This is a genomic window from Methylocapsa aurea (assembly GCF_000746085.1).
Taxonomy (GTDB): Bacteria; Pseudomonadota; Alphaproteobacteria; order Rhizobiales; family Beijerinckiaceae; genus Methylocapsa; species Methylocapsa aurea.
Map to the genome: position 1 here is coordinate 1 of NZ_JQKO01000009.1, position 17,864 is coordinate 17,864.

Annotated in this window: 3 protein-coding genes; all 3 read right to left on the minus strand. The window is 65.7% G+C overall.

What is annotated here, in order from left to right; all coding sequences use genetic code 11:
- Positions 1–6,437, minus strand: a 6,437-nt coding sequence (locus DL86_RS06685; protein WP_156964509.1) for a non-ribosomal peptide synthetase, incomplete at its 3' end; no start/stop codon positions are given.
- A complete protein-coding gene (locus DL86_RS06690; protein WP_202899175.1) occupies positions 6,434–7,420 on the minus strand; it encodes a TauD/TfdA family dioxygenase in 987 nt (328 codons plus the stop codon). The genes DL86_RS06685 and DL86_RS06690, both read right to left, overlap by 4 nt.
- Positions 7,421–7,544: 124 nt before the next feature.
- Positions 7,545–17,633 (minus strand): non-ribosomal peptide synthetase, encoded by a 10,089-nt coding sequence (locus tag DL86_RS06695; protein WP_156964510.1) that lies wholly within the window; start codon positions 17,631–17,633, stop codon positions 7,545–7,547.
- Positions 17,634–17,864: the final 231 nt, after the last annotated feature.

Sequence of the window (17,864 nt, forward strand, 5' to 3'; positions counted from 1 at the left end):
ACATAGGCGAGATTGTCCGCGCCGGCGAGCGGCGGCGGATCGGAGGCCGGCTGTCCCGCCCAAAGCAAGGCGTCGCGGTCAAGCCGCAAAATCGACACCCCGCCCTTGCCCGCGCCGGACGCCAAACCGCCAAGCCCGCCCTCCACGCTTTGGTTGATTACGCTTTCCTGCGTCAGCAGCAGCGCGATCCCGGCGTCCTCAATCATGAAGCCGAGCCGCTCGCCCGGATAGGCCGGATCCAGCGGCAGATAGGCGCCCCCCGCCTTCAGGATCGCCAGAACCCCGACCAGCATCTCAAGCGAGCGCTCGACGCAAAGGCCGACCAAGACCTCCGGCCCCACCCCAAGAGCGCGCAGATGATGCGCCAGGCGGTTCGCCCGAAGATTCAGCTCGCCATAGCTCAGAAACGCGCCCTCATGCGCGACCGCGACAGCCTCCGGCGCAAGCCGCGCCCGCGCCTCGAACAGCGCATGGATGCAGGCCTCGCCCGAAGACCCCTCGGCCGAAGACCCCTCGGCCGAAACCCCTGCGCCAGAATGCTCCGCCGCCGCCCCGCTCCACCTCCCCAGAACCAGATCAAGCTCCGACCCCCGAAGCAATGGCAAATCACCAAGCCGCGCGCGCGGAGAAGCGATAATGCCCGCAAGCAGCGTCTCGAAGTGTCCAAGCAGCCGGGCCATCGCGCCCGGTTCGAAACGGTCGCTGTCGTAGGAGACCTTCACGCTGAGTTGGGGGCCTGGAAAAACGACGATGGTCAGCGGATAATGCGTCTGTTCGGCAAAGCGAACGTCCTGCGCCGAAATCTTTCCCTCCTGCTCGCGCAATGCGGCGTCCATGGGATAATTTTCGAAGGCGAGCAGGCTCTCGAACAGCGGAGCGCCGCGCGGCGCATCGCTCCAGCCCTGGACCTCGGCGAGCGGCGCGTAGTCATATTCGCGCAGCTCCATATTCTGCGCGAGCAGCTCGCGCAGCCAATCCGCGACTCGAGCTTGCGGCGGAACCTTCACGCGCAGCGGTGTGGCGTTGATGAACAATCCCACCATGTCCTCGACGCCGGCAAGTTCGGCCGGACGCCCCGACACCGTCACCCCGAAGAGGATGTCCTGTTCTCCGCTGATCCGGCTGAGAAGAAGGGCCCACGCGCCTTGCGCCAAGGTGTTCACGGTAAGCTGATGCTGGCGGGCGAAAGCTTCCAGGGCAGCCGTCATCGCCGCCGAAAGAGTAAGGCGGGCATCCCCATAGTGGCCGCCTGAATGCAGCGGATCTGCTCCGGGGGAAGCATCGCCCGGCAGCGGCGTCGGCGCGAGGAAACCGGCCAGCGAGCGGCGCCAATAGGCTTCCGCCGCCTTCGGGTCCTGTCCCGCCAGCCATTCGAGATAGTCCCGGTATGGCCGGCGCGGCGCGAAAGGGGCGCACTCGCCCTGGGTCAAGGATCGATAGGCGGCGAAGGCGTCCTTGAGGACCAGCGGACCGCTCCAGCCATCGAGCAGAATGTGATGATGGCTCCACAGGAACAACCATTCGTCTTCGCCGCAGCGCATCAAGGCGAGCCGCATCAACGGCGCCATCGCAAAGTCGAACCCCGCCCGCCGGTCCGCCGCCTTATAGGCTTCCCAGCGTCGCCCCTGCTCGGCCTCGGTCAGGCCGCGCCAGTCCTCCTCGACGAGCGGCGGCTCCGCCCTTGCATGGACCGCCTGCAACGGCGCTTCGAGCCCTTCCCATAGAAAAGAGCTGCGCAAGATCGGATGGGCCGCCGCGACCCGCCGCCACGCCGCCGCGAAAGCGGCCGGCTCGAGTGGTCCCCGCAGCGCGCAGCTCAGCTGCACGACATACACGCCCGATCGCGGCGCATAAAGCGCGTGGAACAGGATGCCCTGCTGCAACGGCGTCAAAGGATAGAGATCTTCGACGCCATGGGCCGCTCCCAGCAGCCGATCGAGTTGCGCTTGGGTCAAACGCGCAAGCGGAAAATCAGAGGGCGTATAGCCGCCTGCTCCCGGCGACAGGCAATGGGCGATCAGCGCCCGCAGGGTTTCAAGGCACTCCTCCGCAATGCGTTCGACCGCGCCGCGCCCGATGCGGGCCGCGCTAAAGTCCCAAGCCATGCGCAATCGTCCGTCGAGGACATCGGCGTTGATGGCGAGTTCGTAAGGCCGGATCCATTGCGGATCGGCGCCGCTGCGCACCTGCCCATCGACAAGGGAAAACAGCGCGCCCGCGCCGAAGGACGCATCCAGCTGTCCCATGTAGTTGAAGAGAATTTCGGCCTGCGGCGCGCGCCGCGGGGCTTCGGCGCTTTCGCCCGATGCCGCAAGATAGCGGAGCAATCCATAGTGCAGCCCGCGATGGGGGGCCTGCCGCAGCTCCTCCTTGACCGATTTCAGGCTATCGGCCAAAGGCGCCGCGGGATCGACGCTGAAGAGACAGGGGGCGACGCTGGTGAACCAGCCGAGGGTCCGCGTCAGATCAACGTCCGAGAACAGCTCCTCGCGGCCGTGCCGATCGAGATCGATGAGCACATTTCCGCCGCCGCTCCAGCGGCTCAGCGTCAGGACCAGCGCGGTCAGCAGCAAGTCCTCGACGCCAGCCCGGTAGACGGAAGGGGCGCGTTGCAACAGCGCCAGCGTCGCGGCTTCATCCAACACGCACTGATGCGCGGCGCTCATCTCGACGCGCCGGTCACCCGCCGGATCGTCGAGCGGCAGCGCCGACCGCGGCGCTTCAAGCAGCGCTTTCCAATAGCCGGCCTCGGCCAGAACCGGCCCGGTTTGGGCATAGGCGCACAGGCGCTCCGACCATTGCGCGAAGGAGCCGGCCGGCGGCAGATCAGCTGGCGATCCGGCGAGCGCCTGGCGATAGGCATGGGTCAGATCCTCGAGCAGGATGCGCCAGGAAAGGCCGTCGGCGATGAGATGATGCATGACGACCAGGAGATAGCCGGGTTCTTCGCCTCGGCTCGCCGCGGAGGCGATGTTCAGCATCCGCCCCGATTGAAGGTCGATCTCCATGCGCTCGGAGGCGATGCGCCTGACCTCGGCCAGCGCCTCGGCTTCCGGCAAATCGGGGAGCAAGATCCGCTCTATCGCCGCGCCTTGGACCTCTTCCGCGACCCGCTGGCGCCAGTCCTTGTTCTCCAACAAAAATTGCATCCGCAGCGCGTCATGATGGCGCAGGACGGCGCCATAGGCGCGATCCATCGCCGCCGGATCCAACGGTTCGCGCAGGGCCAGCACAAGAGCGTGGGTCCAGCGCTCGGGATGGGCGTAATCGAGCTCGAAGAACCAGTGCTGGATCGGCGTCAGCGGAATATCGGCCCCGGCCGCTGGGCGAGACTGCGCGACCGGCTCCACGGCGAGCGTCACGGCGGCGAGAGCGGCGATCGTCTGGCGGTCGAAGAGCTGGCGCGCGCTCACGAGAAGGCCCCGCTGGCGCGCCCGTCCGACCATCTGAATGCTCAGGATGGAATCGCCGCCAAGTTCGAAGAAATTGTCTTCGACGCCGAGCGCCTCGACCGGCAGCAATTCCCGCCAGATCTCGACAAGGGTCCGCTCCACCTCGTTGCGCGGCGCCATTGTCTCGCGCCGCTTCGCCGCACCCTGCTCCGGCGTCGGGAGGCGGGCGCGGTCCTGCTTGCCATTGGCGTTTTTCGGCAAGGCGTCGAGGCCCACCCAGACTGTCGGAACCATGAATTCCGGCAAGGTCTGGCGCAGCTTCGTCCGCAGTTGCGCGGGATCCAGTTCCTGGGTTTGTCCGACCACATAGGCGACGAGGCGCTTGTCGCCAGGATTGTCTTCTCGCGCCATGACGGCGCAGTCACGCACTTCCGGGAGGGCCAATAGAGCAGCCTCGATCTCGCCAAGCTCAATGCGATAGCCGCGAATTTTGGCTTGATGATCAGCCCGGCCAAGGAATTCGAGTTCGCCATCGAGGCGCCAGCGGGCGAGATCCCCGGTGCGGTAGAGGCGGGCGCCCGAAGGCCCATAAGGATCGGGAAGAAAACGCTCGGCGGTGAGATCCGGCCGGGCAAAATAGCCGCGCGCCAAGCCTGGCCCGCCAATAAAAACCTCGCCGGCGACGCCGCGCGGAGTTGGCTCCCCGCGTGTATCCAGCACTAGGATGCGAGCGCCCTCGATCGGCCGGCCAAGGCTCACCGGCTGGCGCGTTTGGCGCGGGGCGACCTCCAACACCGTGCTCCAAACCGTGGCTTCGGTCGGACCATATTCGTTGTAGAGGCGCGCGTCAGGCAGACGCTCATGATGCAGCGGCGGCAGGCTTGGCGGACAGCTTTCGCCGGCGACGATCGCCGCCTCGAGGCGGCGCAGGCGGGCGCTATCCTGCTCGAGCAGCACGGCGTAGAGCGAGGGCAAGCAAAGCAGATGGGATAGATCGTGGCGCTCGATCAGCTGCGCCAGCGCGGCGGGATCCTGAACTTCCTCGGCCAGCGGCAGGCAGAGGCAGCCGCCCTGGCTCAGGGTCCAGAACAATCCGGCGACCGAGCTGTCGAAACTGAATGAGGAGAGCAGCAGGAATCCGCGAACCGGCGCAAGATAATGCCGGTGGCGGGCGAGCGTCGAATGCAGCGCGGCGCCATGGCTGACGGCGACTCCTTTCGGACGCCCGGTCGAACCGGACGTATAGATCAAATAGGCGAGTTGGTCCGGCCGGCAGGCAATCGCAAGATCGTCGATCGGCCCGCTCGGCCCCTCTTGCGGTGCGGCATCGAGGCGCATGGTCGGCAGCATGAAAGCATCTGCCCGGCCGGCGCAGGACACTTCGGTCAAAACGAGCGCGAGCGCCGCGTCCCGCGCGATCCAATCCAGACGCTCGCTTGGGTAGCCGGGGTCCAGCGGGACATAGGCGCCGCCCGCTTTCAAGACGGCGAAGATCGCGGCGATCATCAAGGGCGGTTGCTCGATCAGGAGGCCGACCCGGTCTTCGGCGCGCAAGCCCTGCGCCACCAGGCGGGCGGCCAAAATATTGGCGCGGCTGTTCAGCTCCGCATAGGTCCAGGCGGTCTCCCCGCGCCGGAGCGCGAGACCCCGCGGCGTGCGTTCGGCCTGCCGCTCAAGCAATTCATGGAGGCCGGCAGCCTCGAGTCCCGCCGAAGGCGCAGCAGGATTGCCGCAGCCGATCACCCGCTCGCGCTCCGCGGCGCTCAACAAGTCGAGGCGCTCCACCGGCGCATCGGGCGTGCGTAAGACATGCGCAAGCAAGGTCAAGAATTGCCCCGCCAAGCATTCGATGGCGGCCGAAGAAAGCCGGGCGCGGTCGTAGTGGATCTCGAGCCCGAGTCCATCCGGCGTCGCCAGACATTGCAGATGCAGCCGGAACGTCTCCACAGGCGCGCCATCCGGCTCGAATGACATTGCGATGGCGCCCGCCTGTTGCGGCGGCGGAAGGGAGGCATAGCCAAAACCGAAGGGCGAAGCCGGTTCTCCGGCGCCGGCGCCGGCGAAATCTTGCCAGTCCCGGCAGGCGTCGAGCTGCGTTTGAAGGCGGCCCAGGAAATCACTGAAGGTCTCGCCGGCGCGAAAGCCGCAATGCAGCGGCAAAGGCCGAAGATAGGCCCCTATCGCCGTTGCTATGGGTTCGCTCCGGCCGTCGCATGAATAGGCGAGTTCGAGTTCCGGCAGGCCGGCGTGACGATGAAGAAAGGCCGCCCATGCGGCGAGCAAAATGGTTTCTGGCTCGGTTCGATGCGCCGCTGCAAGGCCGGTTGCGGCGCGCGCGAGATCGGCCGGCGGCGAAAGGATCATGCGGGCGGGGCCGAAGCGCGGATCCTCATCAAGCCAGGTCTCGACAGGCAGGCGGAGCGAATGCGCGTCAAGCCGCGGCCGCTCGCGCCAGAAACGCGCGCCCTCTCCCGGGTCATTGGCGGGAACATCTTCCTGCCAAGCGGCGTAGTCCGCATATTGCAGCGGCTCATTCTCAAGCGTGGCGGCGGGCCGCGCATAGAAGGCGGCAAGGTCGCCGAAGAGGTTTTGCAAACTAACCGGGTCGACGCAAAGCGGCGAGGCGGCGATCAGCAGGCAATGCAAATTGGGAGAAAGACAGACCAGCTCCACGCGGAGCGCGGCGCCGCAAGGATCCTGGAATCCGGCTTCGGCTTCGATGGCGGCGAGGGCGGCCAAGCGTTTCTCCGGCGGCTCCCCGCTCAAATCATGGAGCGTGAGGAGCGCCGCTTCGCCAACCGCTTCATCGATCACTTGAATCGGCAGGATCATGCTGGGCAGGCGGTCAAATCGCGTGCGCAGAGCCTCGTGGCGCAAGACCACCTTGCGCAGACTTTCCTGCAGAAGCGCGGCGTCAAGCGGTCCCTCGAGGCGCAGCCGCCCGCGCAGCGGCGCCAATCGCGCTCCCGCATCCTGGCGCAGGCGCCACAAGCGCTCCTGCTGCTGCGACAGGGCGAACCCGACCGTCTCTCGCGTCGACGTCATCTCAATTCTCCGGCGCCGACGGCCAAGTCCTTCGGTTGAAAGGTCTGCGCCATGGCGACAAGAATCCTGCGAAAGCCGGAATACGGATTTCTGCCATGAACGGTCAGAACATTATCGACCAGCAGGACGTCATTCGTCCGCCAAGCAAATGCGCGGAGCGCTTGGCGATAAAGCGCGCGCAGATGCTCCAGGGTTGCGGCCTCCATCGGCGCGCCGTCGCCGTAATAGGGCTGGGGGGGCAAATCCTCCTCGCCGAACTCGGCGAGCAAGGCCTGCCTCAGCGGCGCCGGCAAAGTGGTCACGTGGAAGAAAGTCGCGTGATTGAACCAGATGTCCTCGCCGCTGCGCGGGTGGCGGATCATCGCCGGGCCGATCTGGCGAGTGCATAGCCGGCCATTCGATTTCCATTCGAAATCGATGCCGAGGCTGGCGCAATAGCGCTCGACCTCGGCGCGATCGGAGGTCTGAAACACGGTCTGCCATGGCAGGCCGAAACCGGCACCGTAATTGCGCACATACAGGACGCCGCGGCGCAAGAAACGCTCCTTGACGGCGGGATCGATGCGCTGGGTGATCTCGCGATTGTCGCCGATCGGCGTCTCGCCTCCCTCGCCAGCGGGAGTCTCGGCGTAGAAGATGAGATATTGCGGACAGACCGGCGAATAGGAATGCTCATTATGCGGAAAGATGACCTGATCGGCCGGATAGTCGGTGGCGGTATAGACGTGGCGGCCGACTTCGGTGCGCGGCGAGGCGCGAAAGCGATATTCCAGCGCCCCGCCGCTCATGCCCTCCACGCAGCGCTCGAAATCGGACGCGCCCGCCACCGCGAAGCCGCGCAGCAAGACGGCGCCATGCCGGGTCGCCAGTTCCTCAAGCTCGGCGCGCCGTCCCGCGGCCCAGGCCGACAGCGCCAGCCCGCCGACTTGCGCCGCGATCACCAGCGGAAACGCGCCGCAATCCGGCAGGGAGCTGAAGCTCACGGGCTCACCTGAAGGGAGGGCTACGGGACGGCGACGCGCCGCTCCGAGCGGGGGCGCATTGAGCGGCGCCTTCATGGCCTGCCCTGCTTGCGAGGATTTGGGCAAAACGGCACTGTCGATCCGGTCATTCTCCAGCCGCTCCTATGATTCTGCGCTTGGCCGAGTGCAGCATGTCGCGGCGGACGGCAAGCTGGCTCGCCCGGGCGGCGCTGCGGATCGCCTGATCATTCTCCATCACAAAACCCGCCAAATCGCTCAAGGACATGCCCGGCTCCGCCATTACGCGCCGCAACAGCCGCGCGAACATTTCTGCGAATCGCGCGATGGTCGCGGCGTCGAACAGCCCGGTCCGATATTCGAAAACAGCGCGAAGCCCGCGCCGCCCCTCATAGATATGAAGCACCAGATCGAGTTCGGTGCGGGGGGCCGCGAGTGGGATCTCCTCGAAGGACAGATCCTTCAGATCCAGCTCGGTCAGCGGCGCGTTGTGGAACACCAGCTTGACCTGGAAGATTGGGGCGTGAAGGGCGCTGCGCTCGGGCCGGAGCGCCTCGACGAGCTTTTCGAAGGGGAGCTCTTGATGCTCATAGGCGGCGAGCGTGAGTTCGCGAAGGCGGGCCAGGAAAGCGCTGACGCTTAGATCGCCTTCCAGCTTTATGCGCAAGGCGACTAGATTGATGAAGAACCCGATCAAGGGCTCAAATTCGGCGCGCCGCCGGTTCGCCACATCGGCGCCGACGACAAGATCGGACGCGCCGCCGAGCCCATGCAGCAATCCGCAGAAGGCCGCCAGCATAGTCATGAAGGGCGTGACGGCATGGGCGCGGTTGAACTCGTCAAGCTCCGTCCCAAGCGCGCTGAGATCGAGTTCGTGGGTCGCGGCCGCGTCCCCGGTCTCAAGCGTCCTTTGCCGGTCCAGCGGCAATGCCAGCACAGGCGGCGCGCCCCGCAGCTGCGCGGTCCAATAATCCAGCAGCCGCGCCAGCCTTTCGCCTTTCAACAGGTCGCGCTGCACGATCGCATAGTCGGCATATTGGAGAGGAAGCGGCGCCAGCGCCGGCTCGCGTCCCTCCAAGATGGCGGGATAGAGCGCCGAAAATTCCTTCAAGAACGCGCCAAACGACCAGCCGTCGAAAACGATATGGTGAAAACAGAGGAGGACCGCGCAGACCGGGGGAGCCGCGCCTTGCGTTGGCCGTGGCCAGTAGAGCCGGGCTCTTGCGAGTGGGCCGCGCTCCAGGTCGAAAGGCGCCGCGACGTCCTCCCGCAGTCGTCGATCTAGCGCGGCTTCGAAGCTTTCCCCCGCGCCCGTCTCGATCTCCTCGCGATCGAGCGTCAGGCGCAGCGCTGGAAGGATTTGCTGGGCAAGTTGACCGGCATCCTCCCGGAACAGCGTGCGAAGCGATTCATGGCGCCGCACGATGGCGTTCAGGCTCGCTTCCAAGGCGTCGGCGTCAAATGGCCCAGCGATCCTGACCGCCGCCGCGAAATGGTAAAGCGGATTGCCGGGGTTGAGCTGCTGCATGAACCAAAGCCGCTGCTGCGCATGGGACAGCGGCAGCGGCTTGTCGCGCGGCGCGGCGGCTAACAGCGGCAAAGGGAGCGCGGCGAAGCTTGTTCGGGCGGCGTCGATGCAAACCGCGAGCTCAGCAACGGTTGGGGCCTCGAACAAGGCGCGGAGCGGCGCCTCGATGCCGAACGTCTGGTTGACGCGGGCGATCGCCTGCGTCGCGAGCAGGGAATGGCCGCCGAGTTCAAAAAAATTGTCCCGCCTGCCGACGCGATCGCGGCCGAGCAACCCCGCCCAGATCGCGGCCAGGATCGCCTCCGCCGGCGTCTTTGGCGCCTCGAAACCAGCGGAGAGATCCGGCTCGGCCGGAGCCGCCAGCGCGTTGCGGTCCAGCTTGCCATTTGCGTTCAGCGGCAAGGCGGGCAGTTCGATCCAGACCGTCGGAATCATATAGTCCGGCAGCCAGTCGCGCAGGAACCGGCTCAAGGCTTCGGGCTTCACAACACCGCCTGACGTTCGCGGCGTGAAATAGCCAACAAGCCGGAGTCCGAGACGGCCATCCGGCCAGGCCATGACGGCGGCTTCCTTGAGATCGGGGCAGCGCCCCAGCCGCGCCTCGATCTCGCCGATTTCGATCCGATGGCCGCGGATCTTCACCTGATGGTCGATGCGGCCGAGGAATTCCAGAGTTCCATCGTCGAGGCGGCGGGCCAGATCACCGGTCCGGTAGAGCCGCTCGCCGGGAGGCCCGAAAGGGTCCGGCGCGAAGGCGGCCGCCGTCAGATCGGGACGGTTGACATAGCCTCGGCCGACCCCCATCCCGGCGACGCAGATTTCGCCTGGGACGCCGATGGGCGCCGGCTCCAGGAGCCGGTCGAGGACATAGAGCCGGAGATTGGCCACCGGCCGGCCGATCGGCGTCGCCAGCGCCGACGCGCAAGGCGCCGCTTCGATCCGATGATAAGCGACGTCATCGGCGCATTCAGCCGGGCCATAGGCGTTCAGCATCGGAATCTGCGGATAGCGCTCGAACCAACGGCGGCAGAGGTCCGGCGGCAGCGCCTCGCCCGTCGGCAGCAGCCAGCGCAAGCTCTCCAACGGCGCCGCCTGCCCCGCACAATCGAGCATGGCGGCGATCATCGAAGGAACGGCTTCAAGAATGGTGACGCCGCGCTCGCGCAAGGCTTTGAGCAGCGCCGCCGGATCCTGCGCAACAGCGTCGGGCAGAATATCGACGCAGGCGCCGCAGAGAGAGGCGGTGAGAAACTGCCAGACGGAAATATCGAAGGCTTGCGAAGCGGTCTGGGCGATGACGTCGCCCGGCCCAAGATCGAGCGCCGGGATTTTCGTCATCAGATTGTTGAACATCCCGAGACGATCGACCATCGCGCCCTTTGGCGCTCCCGTCGAACCCGAGGTGTGGATGATATAGGCGAGATTGCGCGGCAAAGCGCGGCGAAGCGGGTTGGAATCCGGCCCGAATTCCTCGATCTCCTCAAGCGTCGCGACCAACGCCCGACATTCGTCCTGCGCCTTGAATGCGTCACGCCAGGCGGCGCCGGCAACTGCCAAGTGAACGCCGCTCTCCTTCAGAATCGTCAGATGGCGCAGTCTTGGATGGCGCGGGTCGAGGGGCAGATAGACGCCGCCCGCTTTGAGTACCGCAATGATCGTCGCCAGATAATCGACGCGGCGTTCGTCGATGACCGCGACGATGGATTCCGGCCCGACGCCGCGAGCGATAAGGCCGTGCGCAATTCTATTGGCGCGGCGGTTCAATTCGGCATAGCTGAGCTGGACGTCGCCGCAACGCGCCGCCGGGGAATGTGGGCTCTCTTGCGCCCGCGCCTCGAAAGCCGCCGCGAAATCGGCCGGCGGGCGGTAGGGCTGGCAGGTGTCGTTCCAATCGAGCAAAGCTTGGCGCCGCTCGGCCGGAGAAAGCAGGCTGAGGTCGCCAAGGCGCGCCTCCGGCCGCGCGGCCATGCTCTCCAACAAGCCTAGAAAGTGAGAAAGCAAGCGGTCGATCGCCAAAGGATCGAAGCGCTCCGCCTGATAGGTGATCCTGACCGCGAGCTGCTCGCCAGGAATGACCGTCGCCGTGATCGGGTAATTGGTGTGAACGCGATTGCCGACGAAGCGCATATCGAGGACGGAGCGGTCAGTCAGCAGGCTTTGATCGATCGGGGCGTTCTCATAGACGAGAAGATGCTGGATCAGATCGGCGCCGCGCGGGAGCTCGCTCCACGCCTGGATCTGGACCAATGGCGTATGCTCGAACTCGCGCAGCGCGAGATTGGCCGCCTGGATTTCTCCCGACCAGTCGCAAACCCGTCCACCCTCGGGCGGGCTCAGGCGAAGCGGCAAGGTATTGATGAAAAGCCCGAGCGTTTCTTCGATGCCGGGAAGCTCGGCCGGCCGTCCCGAGACCGTGATCCCGAAGACGACGTCGCGCCGATTGGCGTAGCGTCCGATGAGCAGCGCGAAGGCCGCCTGGATCAGGGTGTTGGGCGTGAGCCCATATTGCTTGGCGGTCCTATGGAGCGCCAGGGTCGATTCGCGGCTAAGCGCCGCATGTCCGTCGCGCACCTCGCCGGCGCTCGGATCGCGAAGGCGGCGGTCGACGGTCAGGGGAGTCGGTTCGCGAAAGCCGCCGAGATAGGTCCGCCAGAACGCCTCTTGAGCGCTAAGGTCCTGGCGCTTCAGCCAGGCGAGATAATCGCGGAAACGGTGCGCGGGACGCTCGTTCGAAGGCTGGCCGGCGCGCAGCGCCGCATAGGCTTCCCGGAACTCGAGCAAGAGCGGAGACACGCACCATTCGTCGGTGAGGATGTGGTGATGGCTGCGGACGCAGCGCCAGCGATCCTCGCCTAGCCGGAACAGGCGTATCCGCATCAAGGGCGGCTGTTCGAGATCGATACCGTCCCGCTGCTCGGCGGCCAGGATTTCGGCCAGCCCCGCCTCCTGGGCGGCTCCCGAAAGGGAGCGCCAATCCTCGAAGGCGAAGGGCAAGACCGCTTGGCGCTGAACCCGCTGATGCGGCTTTTCAACCTGCCGCCACAGCATCGCCGTGCGCAGAACCTCCTGCCGGTCGACGCTGCTTTGCCAGGCGGCTTGGAAGGCGCCGATGTCCACGTCGCCGCGGATCTCATATTGATCCTGCATCACATAGACCCCCGCGCCGGGATTGAGGAGGCAATGAAACAGCATTCCCTCCTGCATCGGCGTCAAGGGATAGAGGTCGACGAGGTCGGCGAATTCCTCCTTCAGCCGTTCGATCCGCTCGGACGGCAATTCGGCCAGCGCAAAGGCTTCACTGGCCCCCGCCGGGGGGCGAGCGTCCTCGACGATCGGGCGCAAAAGCGGGGCAAGCGCGCCAATCGTCGGATACAGAAATAGCTGCCGAGGCGCGAGTTCATATCCAGCGGCGCGGAGGCGGCTGGCGACCTGAATGCTCAAAATCGAATCGCCGCCAAGCGCAAAGAAATTGTCGCCGGCTCCGACCCGAGCGACGCCCAAGACCTCGCTCCACAGGGCGGCGAGCAGTTCCTCTTCGCGATTTTTCGGAGGCTCATAATCCGGCGCCTGCGCGCCAATCGAGGGCGCAGGCAGCGCCCTGCGGTCGATCTTCCCATTGACGGTCAGCGGCAGAGCCTCCAGCCGAACAATGGCCGAGGGAGCCATGAAGTCCGGCAGGCTGCGGCGCAAGCTTTCGTTCAATGCGTCGATCGCCGCCTCGCCGGTGAAATAAGCAACGAGCCGCTTGCGCGAAGGCGCATCCTCCCGCATGGCGACGACCGCTTGCCGGACCCCATCCAAGGCGGTCATGGCCGCCTCGATCTCGCCGAGTTCGATGCGGTGGCCGCGCAGCTTCACCTGATGATCGATGCGCCCGAGATATTCGATCGCGCCATCGGGCCGCCAGCGCGCAAGGTCGCCGGTCCGGTACAGCCGACCGCCCTCCTCGCCCGAAAACTTGGCGAAGGGATTTGGAATGAACCGCTCGGCGGTGAGATCGGGACGCCCGAGATAGCCCCGCGCCAGACCGACGCCGCCAATATAGAGTTCGCCCGGAACGCCAACCGGGACGAGGTTGCGCTCCCTATCGAGGAGATAGATCACCGTGTTCCAGATCGGACGCCCGATCGGGACGCTCGGCTCCGCGTCCCGCCGGGCGCAGGCATATTCGGCGACGTCGATCGAGGCCTCGGTCGGTCCGTAGAGATTATGCAATTCCGCCGGCTGGCTGGCGTAAAACCGATCGCGCAAGGACGCGGCAAGCGCCTCGCCGCTGCATATCACGCAGCGCAGGCTCGTCAGCGCGGGGAGATCAGGAACATCGAGGAACGCCTGCAGCATCGAGGGCACGAAATGTATAATCGTCACCCGCTCGCGGGCGATGATCTCGACGAGACGGGCCGGGTCGCCATGGTCTCCCGGCCGCGCCATCACGAGGCGCGCGCCCGACAGCAGCGGCAGGAAAAACTCCCAGACCGATACGTCGAAGCCATAGGGGGTCTTTTGCAGCACCGCATCGGCGGCGGTCAGCTCGTATCTCGCCTGCATCCAGGCCAACCGGTTCACCACCCCGCCATGGGCGAGCGCGACGCCCTTGGGCCGCCCCGTCGAGCCCGACGTGTAAATGACATAGGCGAGATTGAGGGGCGAGGCCGCCTCCCGGGGGGTTGCCTCGCTCGCCTCGGAAACCCTGTCCCATTCCGCATCGAGACAAAAGCAGCGGACGCCTTCGGGCAAGAAGGGGATGAGGCGCTTTTGCGTCAATATCAGCAAGACCCCGGCATCCGCCGCCATGTAGGCCAGCCGCTCCATGGGATAGTCCGGGTCGAGCGGCAGATAGGCCGCGCCGGCTTTCAATATGCCGAGAATTGCGACGACCATTTCGATCGAGCGCTCGAGGCAAAGGCCAACCAGCCGGTCGGGGCCGGCGCCTTCGTCGCGCAGGAAATGCGCGAGCTGGTTCGACCGCCGATTGAGCGCGTCGTAACTGAGGCTCTCGCCGCCGAAGCAAACCGCTATGGCGTCTGGCGTGCGCGCCGCCTGCGCCGCGAAAAGATCATGGAGAGTGGAGCGGCGTGGATAGTCAGCCGCCGTGGCGCTCCACTCCCCCAGCGCCTTCGTCCGTTCTCCCGCAGTCAGCAGGGGCAGGTCGCCGATGCGCGCCTCCGGCGTAGCGACGACGCCTTCCAGCAGAACTGCGAAATGTTCGGCCATGCGGGCGATTGTCACCGGCCAGAAAAGCTCGGTCCGGTATTGGAAGGAGAGGGCAAGCCCCACCTCCAAATCCGCCGCCATCAGCTTCAGATCGAAATTCTCGACCCGCTCGCGCAGCGGGTGCGTCTTGGCGGCGGCGCCGCACCAGTCGAACGGATCGCCCTTCTCCCCCAGGGCGAGCAGCGCCAGATTCGGCGGAAGGTCCGATTGCGCCTGTTGCAGAACGAAGGAGGTCTGGTAGATCGGCCATTGGTCGCCCTGGCGCTCCGGCCGCAGCCGCTCGACCAGAATTGGAAAAGGGAAATTCTGATGGGCCAAATCGTTGCGCAGGTCTTCGCCAAGATCGCGCAGGAAGTCGACGAAAGGAAGCGCCGCATTGAGACGGCCGACAATCGGCAATGGATTGACGCAATTGCCGACTAGTTCCGCGAAGCGGCCTTGCAGCCGGCCGCTGGTCGGAACGCCAACGACGATCTCCTCCTGTCCGCCATAGCGATGCAACAGAGCCTGATAGCAGGCGAGCAGCAGGGCAAAAAGGCTCACTCCCTGGCGCGCCGCCAGGGCCTTCAAGGCTTTCGCGAGATCGGCATCTAGCCGGAGCATATGAGCGCCGCCGCGATAATCGGACGTCAGCGGGCGCGGGAAGTCGAGCGGCAGCGCCAGGACGGGAAGCGGTCGCCCGAGCCTCCGGCGCCAATAGTCCCAATCGCGGGCGGCAAGCGATGATTGCAGATAATCCTGCTGCCAGAGGACGAAATCGCCATAGCCCGGACCCCGAGGCGGCGCGCAAGCCGGATCAGAGGCTAGAGCATGTTCGCAAAAAGTTGACCGACTTTTTCGATCGGAACTTGCTCCAACCATCTGGAGTCTGAGCGATTCCTGTTCGATCGGATGATGCCGTCCGATCGGGAAGCGCTTTAGCGCGCGATAGGTCCTATCGAGATCGCGGACGAGAAGCAAAAGCGCCCAGAAATCGACCGCGATATGATGCGCGCAAAACAGCAGCGTGCAGCGCGCTAGCCCCTGCCGATAGACGGCGAGCCGCAAGGGCGGGCCGCGCTCGAGATCGAAGGGCCGCCGCGCCTGCCGTCCCATCTCGGACCGCAAGGACTCTTCGTCCCATCCGCTTGCATCGACGAGCGAAAACCAGCCGGTCAGCTTCGCGAGCGGCTCGGCGAGCTGGCTAAGCCGATCTCCCTCGATGCGAAAGACGGTGCGCAGCTGTTCATGGCGCTCCATGACGTCAATGAGCGCAAGTCTCAAACGTTCGGCGTCAAAATCGCCCGCAATGTCGAGCGCCAGATGCAAATTGTAAGAGATGCTGCCGTGATCGAGGCGATGCACCGTCGCAAGCGCCCGCTGCGTATAAGAGAGGTCCGCCGCAGCCGCCAGGGACGGATCGGGCGCGGGAAGGCGCGCTTCCCGATCCCTCGCAGGCAGCGCCGCGATCTCGCCCGCCAGGGCGGCGAGACTTTGCTCAAACAAGAGACTTTCAAGCGGAAGATCGACGCTAAGAAAAGCATCCGCCGCATGTTTCAATTCCAGCGTCCGCAGCGAATCAAACCCCAATTCGATGAGGGACTTCGCCGCTGAAATCTCGGTTGGCGCGCAACGCAGGATTCGCGCGGCCTCCTTGCGCAGGAAGCCTTCGATGTCGGCTCTTTCCGCCGAAATTCGAGCGCCTGGCAGAGCCCCGGGGCCTTCGGCGACGCCCTGCGAGACATCCGCGGCTTCCGCGCCGCTTCGGGCGAGCATGCGCAGAGAGCCGTCGAGGTAGGCGCGACGGCAGGCATGCCTTTGAACCTTGCCGCTGGTGGTTTTGGGAATGGCTCCCGGGCGCAGAAGAACGATTTCGCCGATGGCGAGGCCGCCCTCGCGGGCGATCGCCTCCCGGATCGCCGCGAACATCGCCGCCGGACCCTGCGCGCGCAGATCGTCGCGCTGCGCTTCGGCGACGAGGATGAGGGTCTCCGCTTCATCGCGCAAAACTGAAAAGGCGGCGCTGCAGCCGGGCCGAAGGCCCGCGACTTGATCGAGCGCGCGTTCGAAATCGGAGGCGTAGTAATTCTCGCCCCGGATGATGATCAGATCCTTGATCCGTCCGGCGATGAAAAGCGCGCCGCCCTCCATGAAGCCGAGATCGCCGGTCCGAAGATAGGGGCCGGCGCCCTCCGCGGTTCGCGCGCGGAAAACCTGCTCGCTCAGCTGGCCCTGATTCCAATAGCCTCGCGCGACGCTTGGACCCGCGAACCAGATTTCTCCAATCCGCCCATCTGCGCAGGCGCCAAGCGTTTCCGGATCGACGATCGCCACCTCGTGGCCCGGCCAGGCGGCGCCGCAGCCGACGGCCCCCTCCATCTCGCCAAGCGGATCAGTCGCGGCGATTGCGGCGCCTTGCGATAGCGCGCCCTTGTCGAAGGTTTGGATGCGCGGCGCGCGCCCCCGAGCCGGCCCGCTGACGAACAAAGTAGCTTCGGCCAGCCCGTAGCAAGGATAGAAGGCCTCGCGCCGAAATCCGCATTCGGCGAAGGCGGCGGCGAAACGCTCGACCGTCGAGGCCCGCACCGTCTCCGATCCGTTGAAGGCGAGAGTCCAGCCGCTGAGATCGAGGCCTTTCTTGTCGGCCTCGCCGATATGGCGCACGCAGGCCTCATAGGCGAAATTCGGTCCGCCGCTGGTGCGCGCCCGATATTTGGCGATCGCCTTCAGCCAGCGCAGCGGCTTTTCGAGAAAGGCGAGCGGCGGCATGAGAATCGCGCTGGAGCCGATGTGCAAAGGCTGAAGAACGTTCCCGATCAGCCCCATGTCGTGGTAGAGCGGCAGCCAGCCGACCACATTGGCGTCCGCGCCATGGCCGAAGGCCGCTTGGATCGCCGCCTCATTCGCCAGCAGATTCCTATGGCTGACCATGACGCCCTTGGGCGCACCGGTCGAACCCGAGGTATATTGAAGAAAGGCGAGACTGTCCGGGCCGATGATGGGCGCGCGCCAGCGCCGCGCGGCCTCGAGATCGAGCCCATCGGTTGCGAGCCAAGCGAGGTCGCCCCGGCCAAGGGATTGCGCCGATTGCGGCTCCAACGCGTCGCGCAAGTCCGTTGTCGTCAGGATGACGGCCGGCGCGGCGTCTCCAACGATGGAGCGCAGACGGTGGAGGCGATGACGCGAGGGCGGATAGGCGGGGACCGCTGCAACGCCGGCATAAAGGCAGCCGAAAAAGGCCTTGATGAAGTCAAGACCCGGCGGAAACAGGAGAAGCGCGCGCGCCCGCGCGTCCGCCGCCTGCAGCAAGCGAACCGCGATCGCCTGCGCGCAGCAATCGAGTTCGGCGAATGTCAGGCGGGCGGATTCCGTTTCGCCATCGTTCAGAAAGACATAGGCGGGCCGAGCTTCCGCGAGCGCCTCGTCTGTGGCCGCCCGCGCCTGCAGCAATCCGATCAGAGTGTCGTGCTCGTTTCCCTGTGGCTCAAGAGCCACGGGTCCGTCCCGCTCACACGTCACGAGAGGGCTCTCGCGGGTCGCGCGCTTTCGGTGCGCGGCCGGCGCGCAAAGCACATAATGTATCGAAATAGGACAATGGCCCCGTCATCCATTTAGCGCCGCAGCGGGCGTCAGACTCCAATCGCCCATCTGACTGAAACGGATGAGGCCGACGAAACCCGCCAATTATTTTTCAAGAAATTGAACGGGGCGTTCGTTGCGATTTTT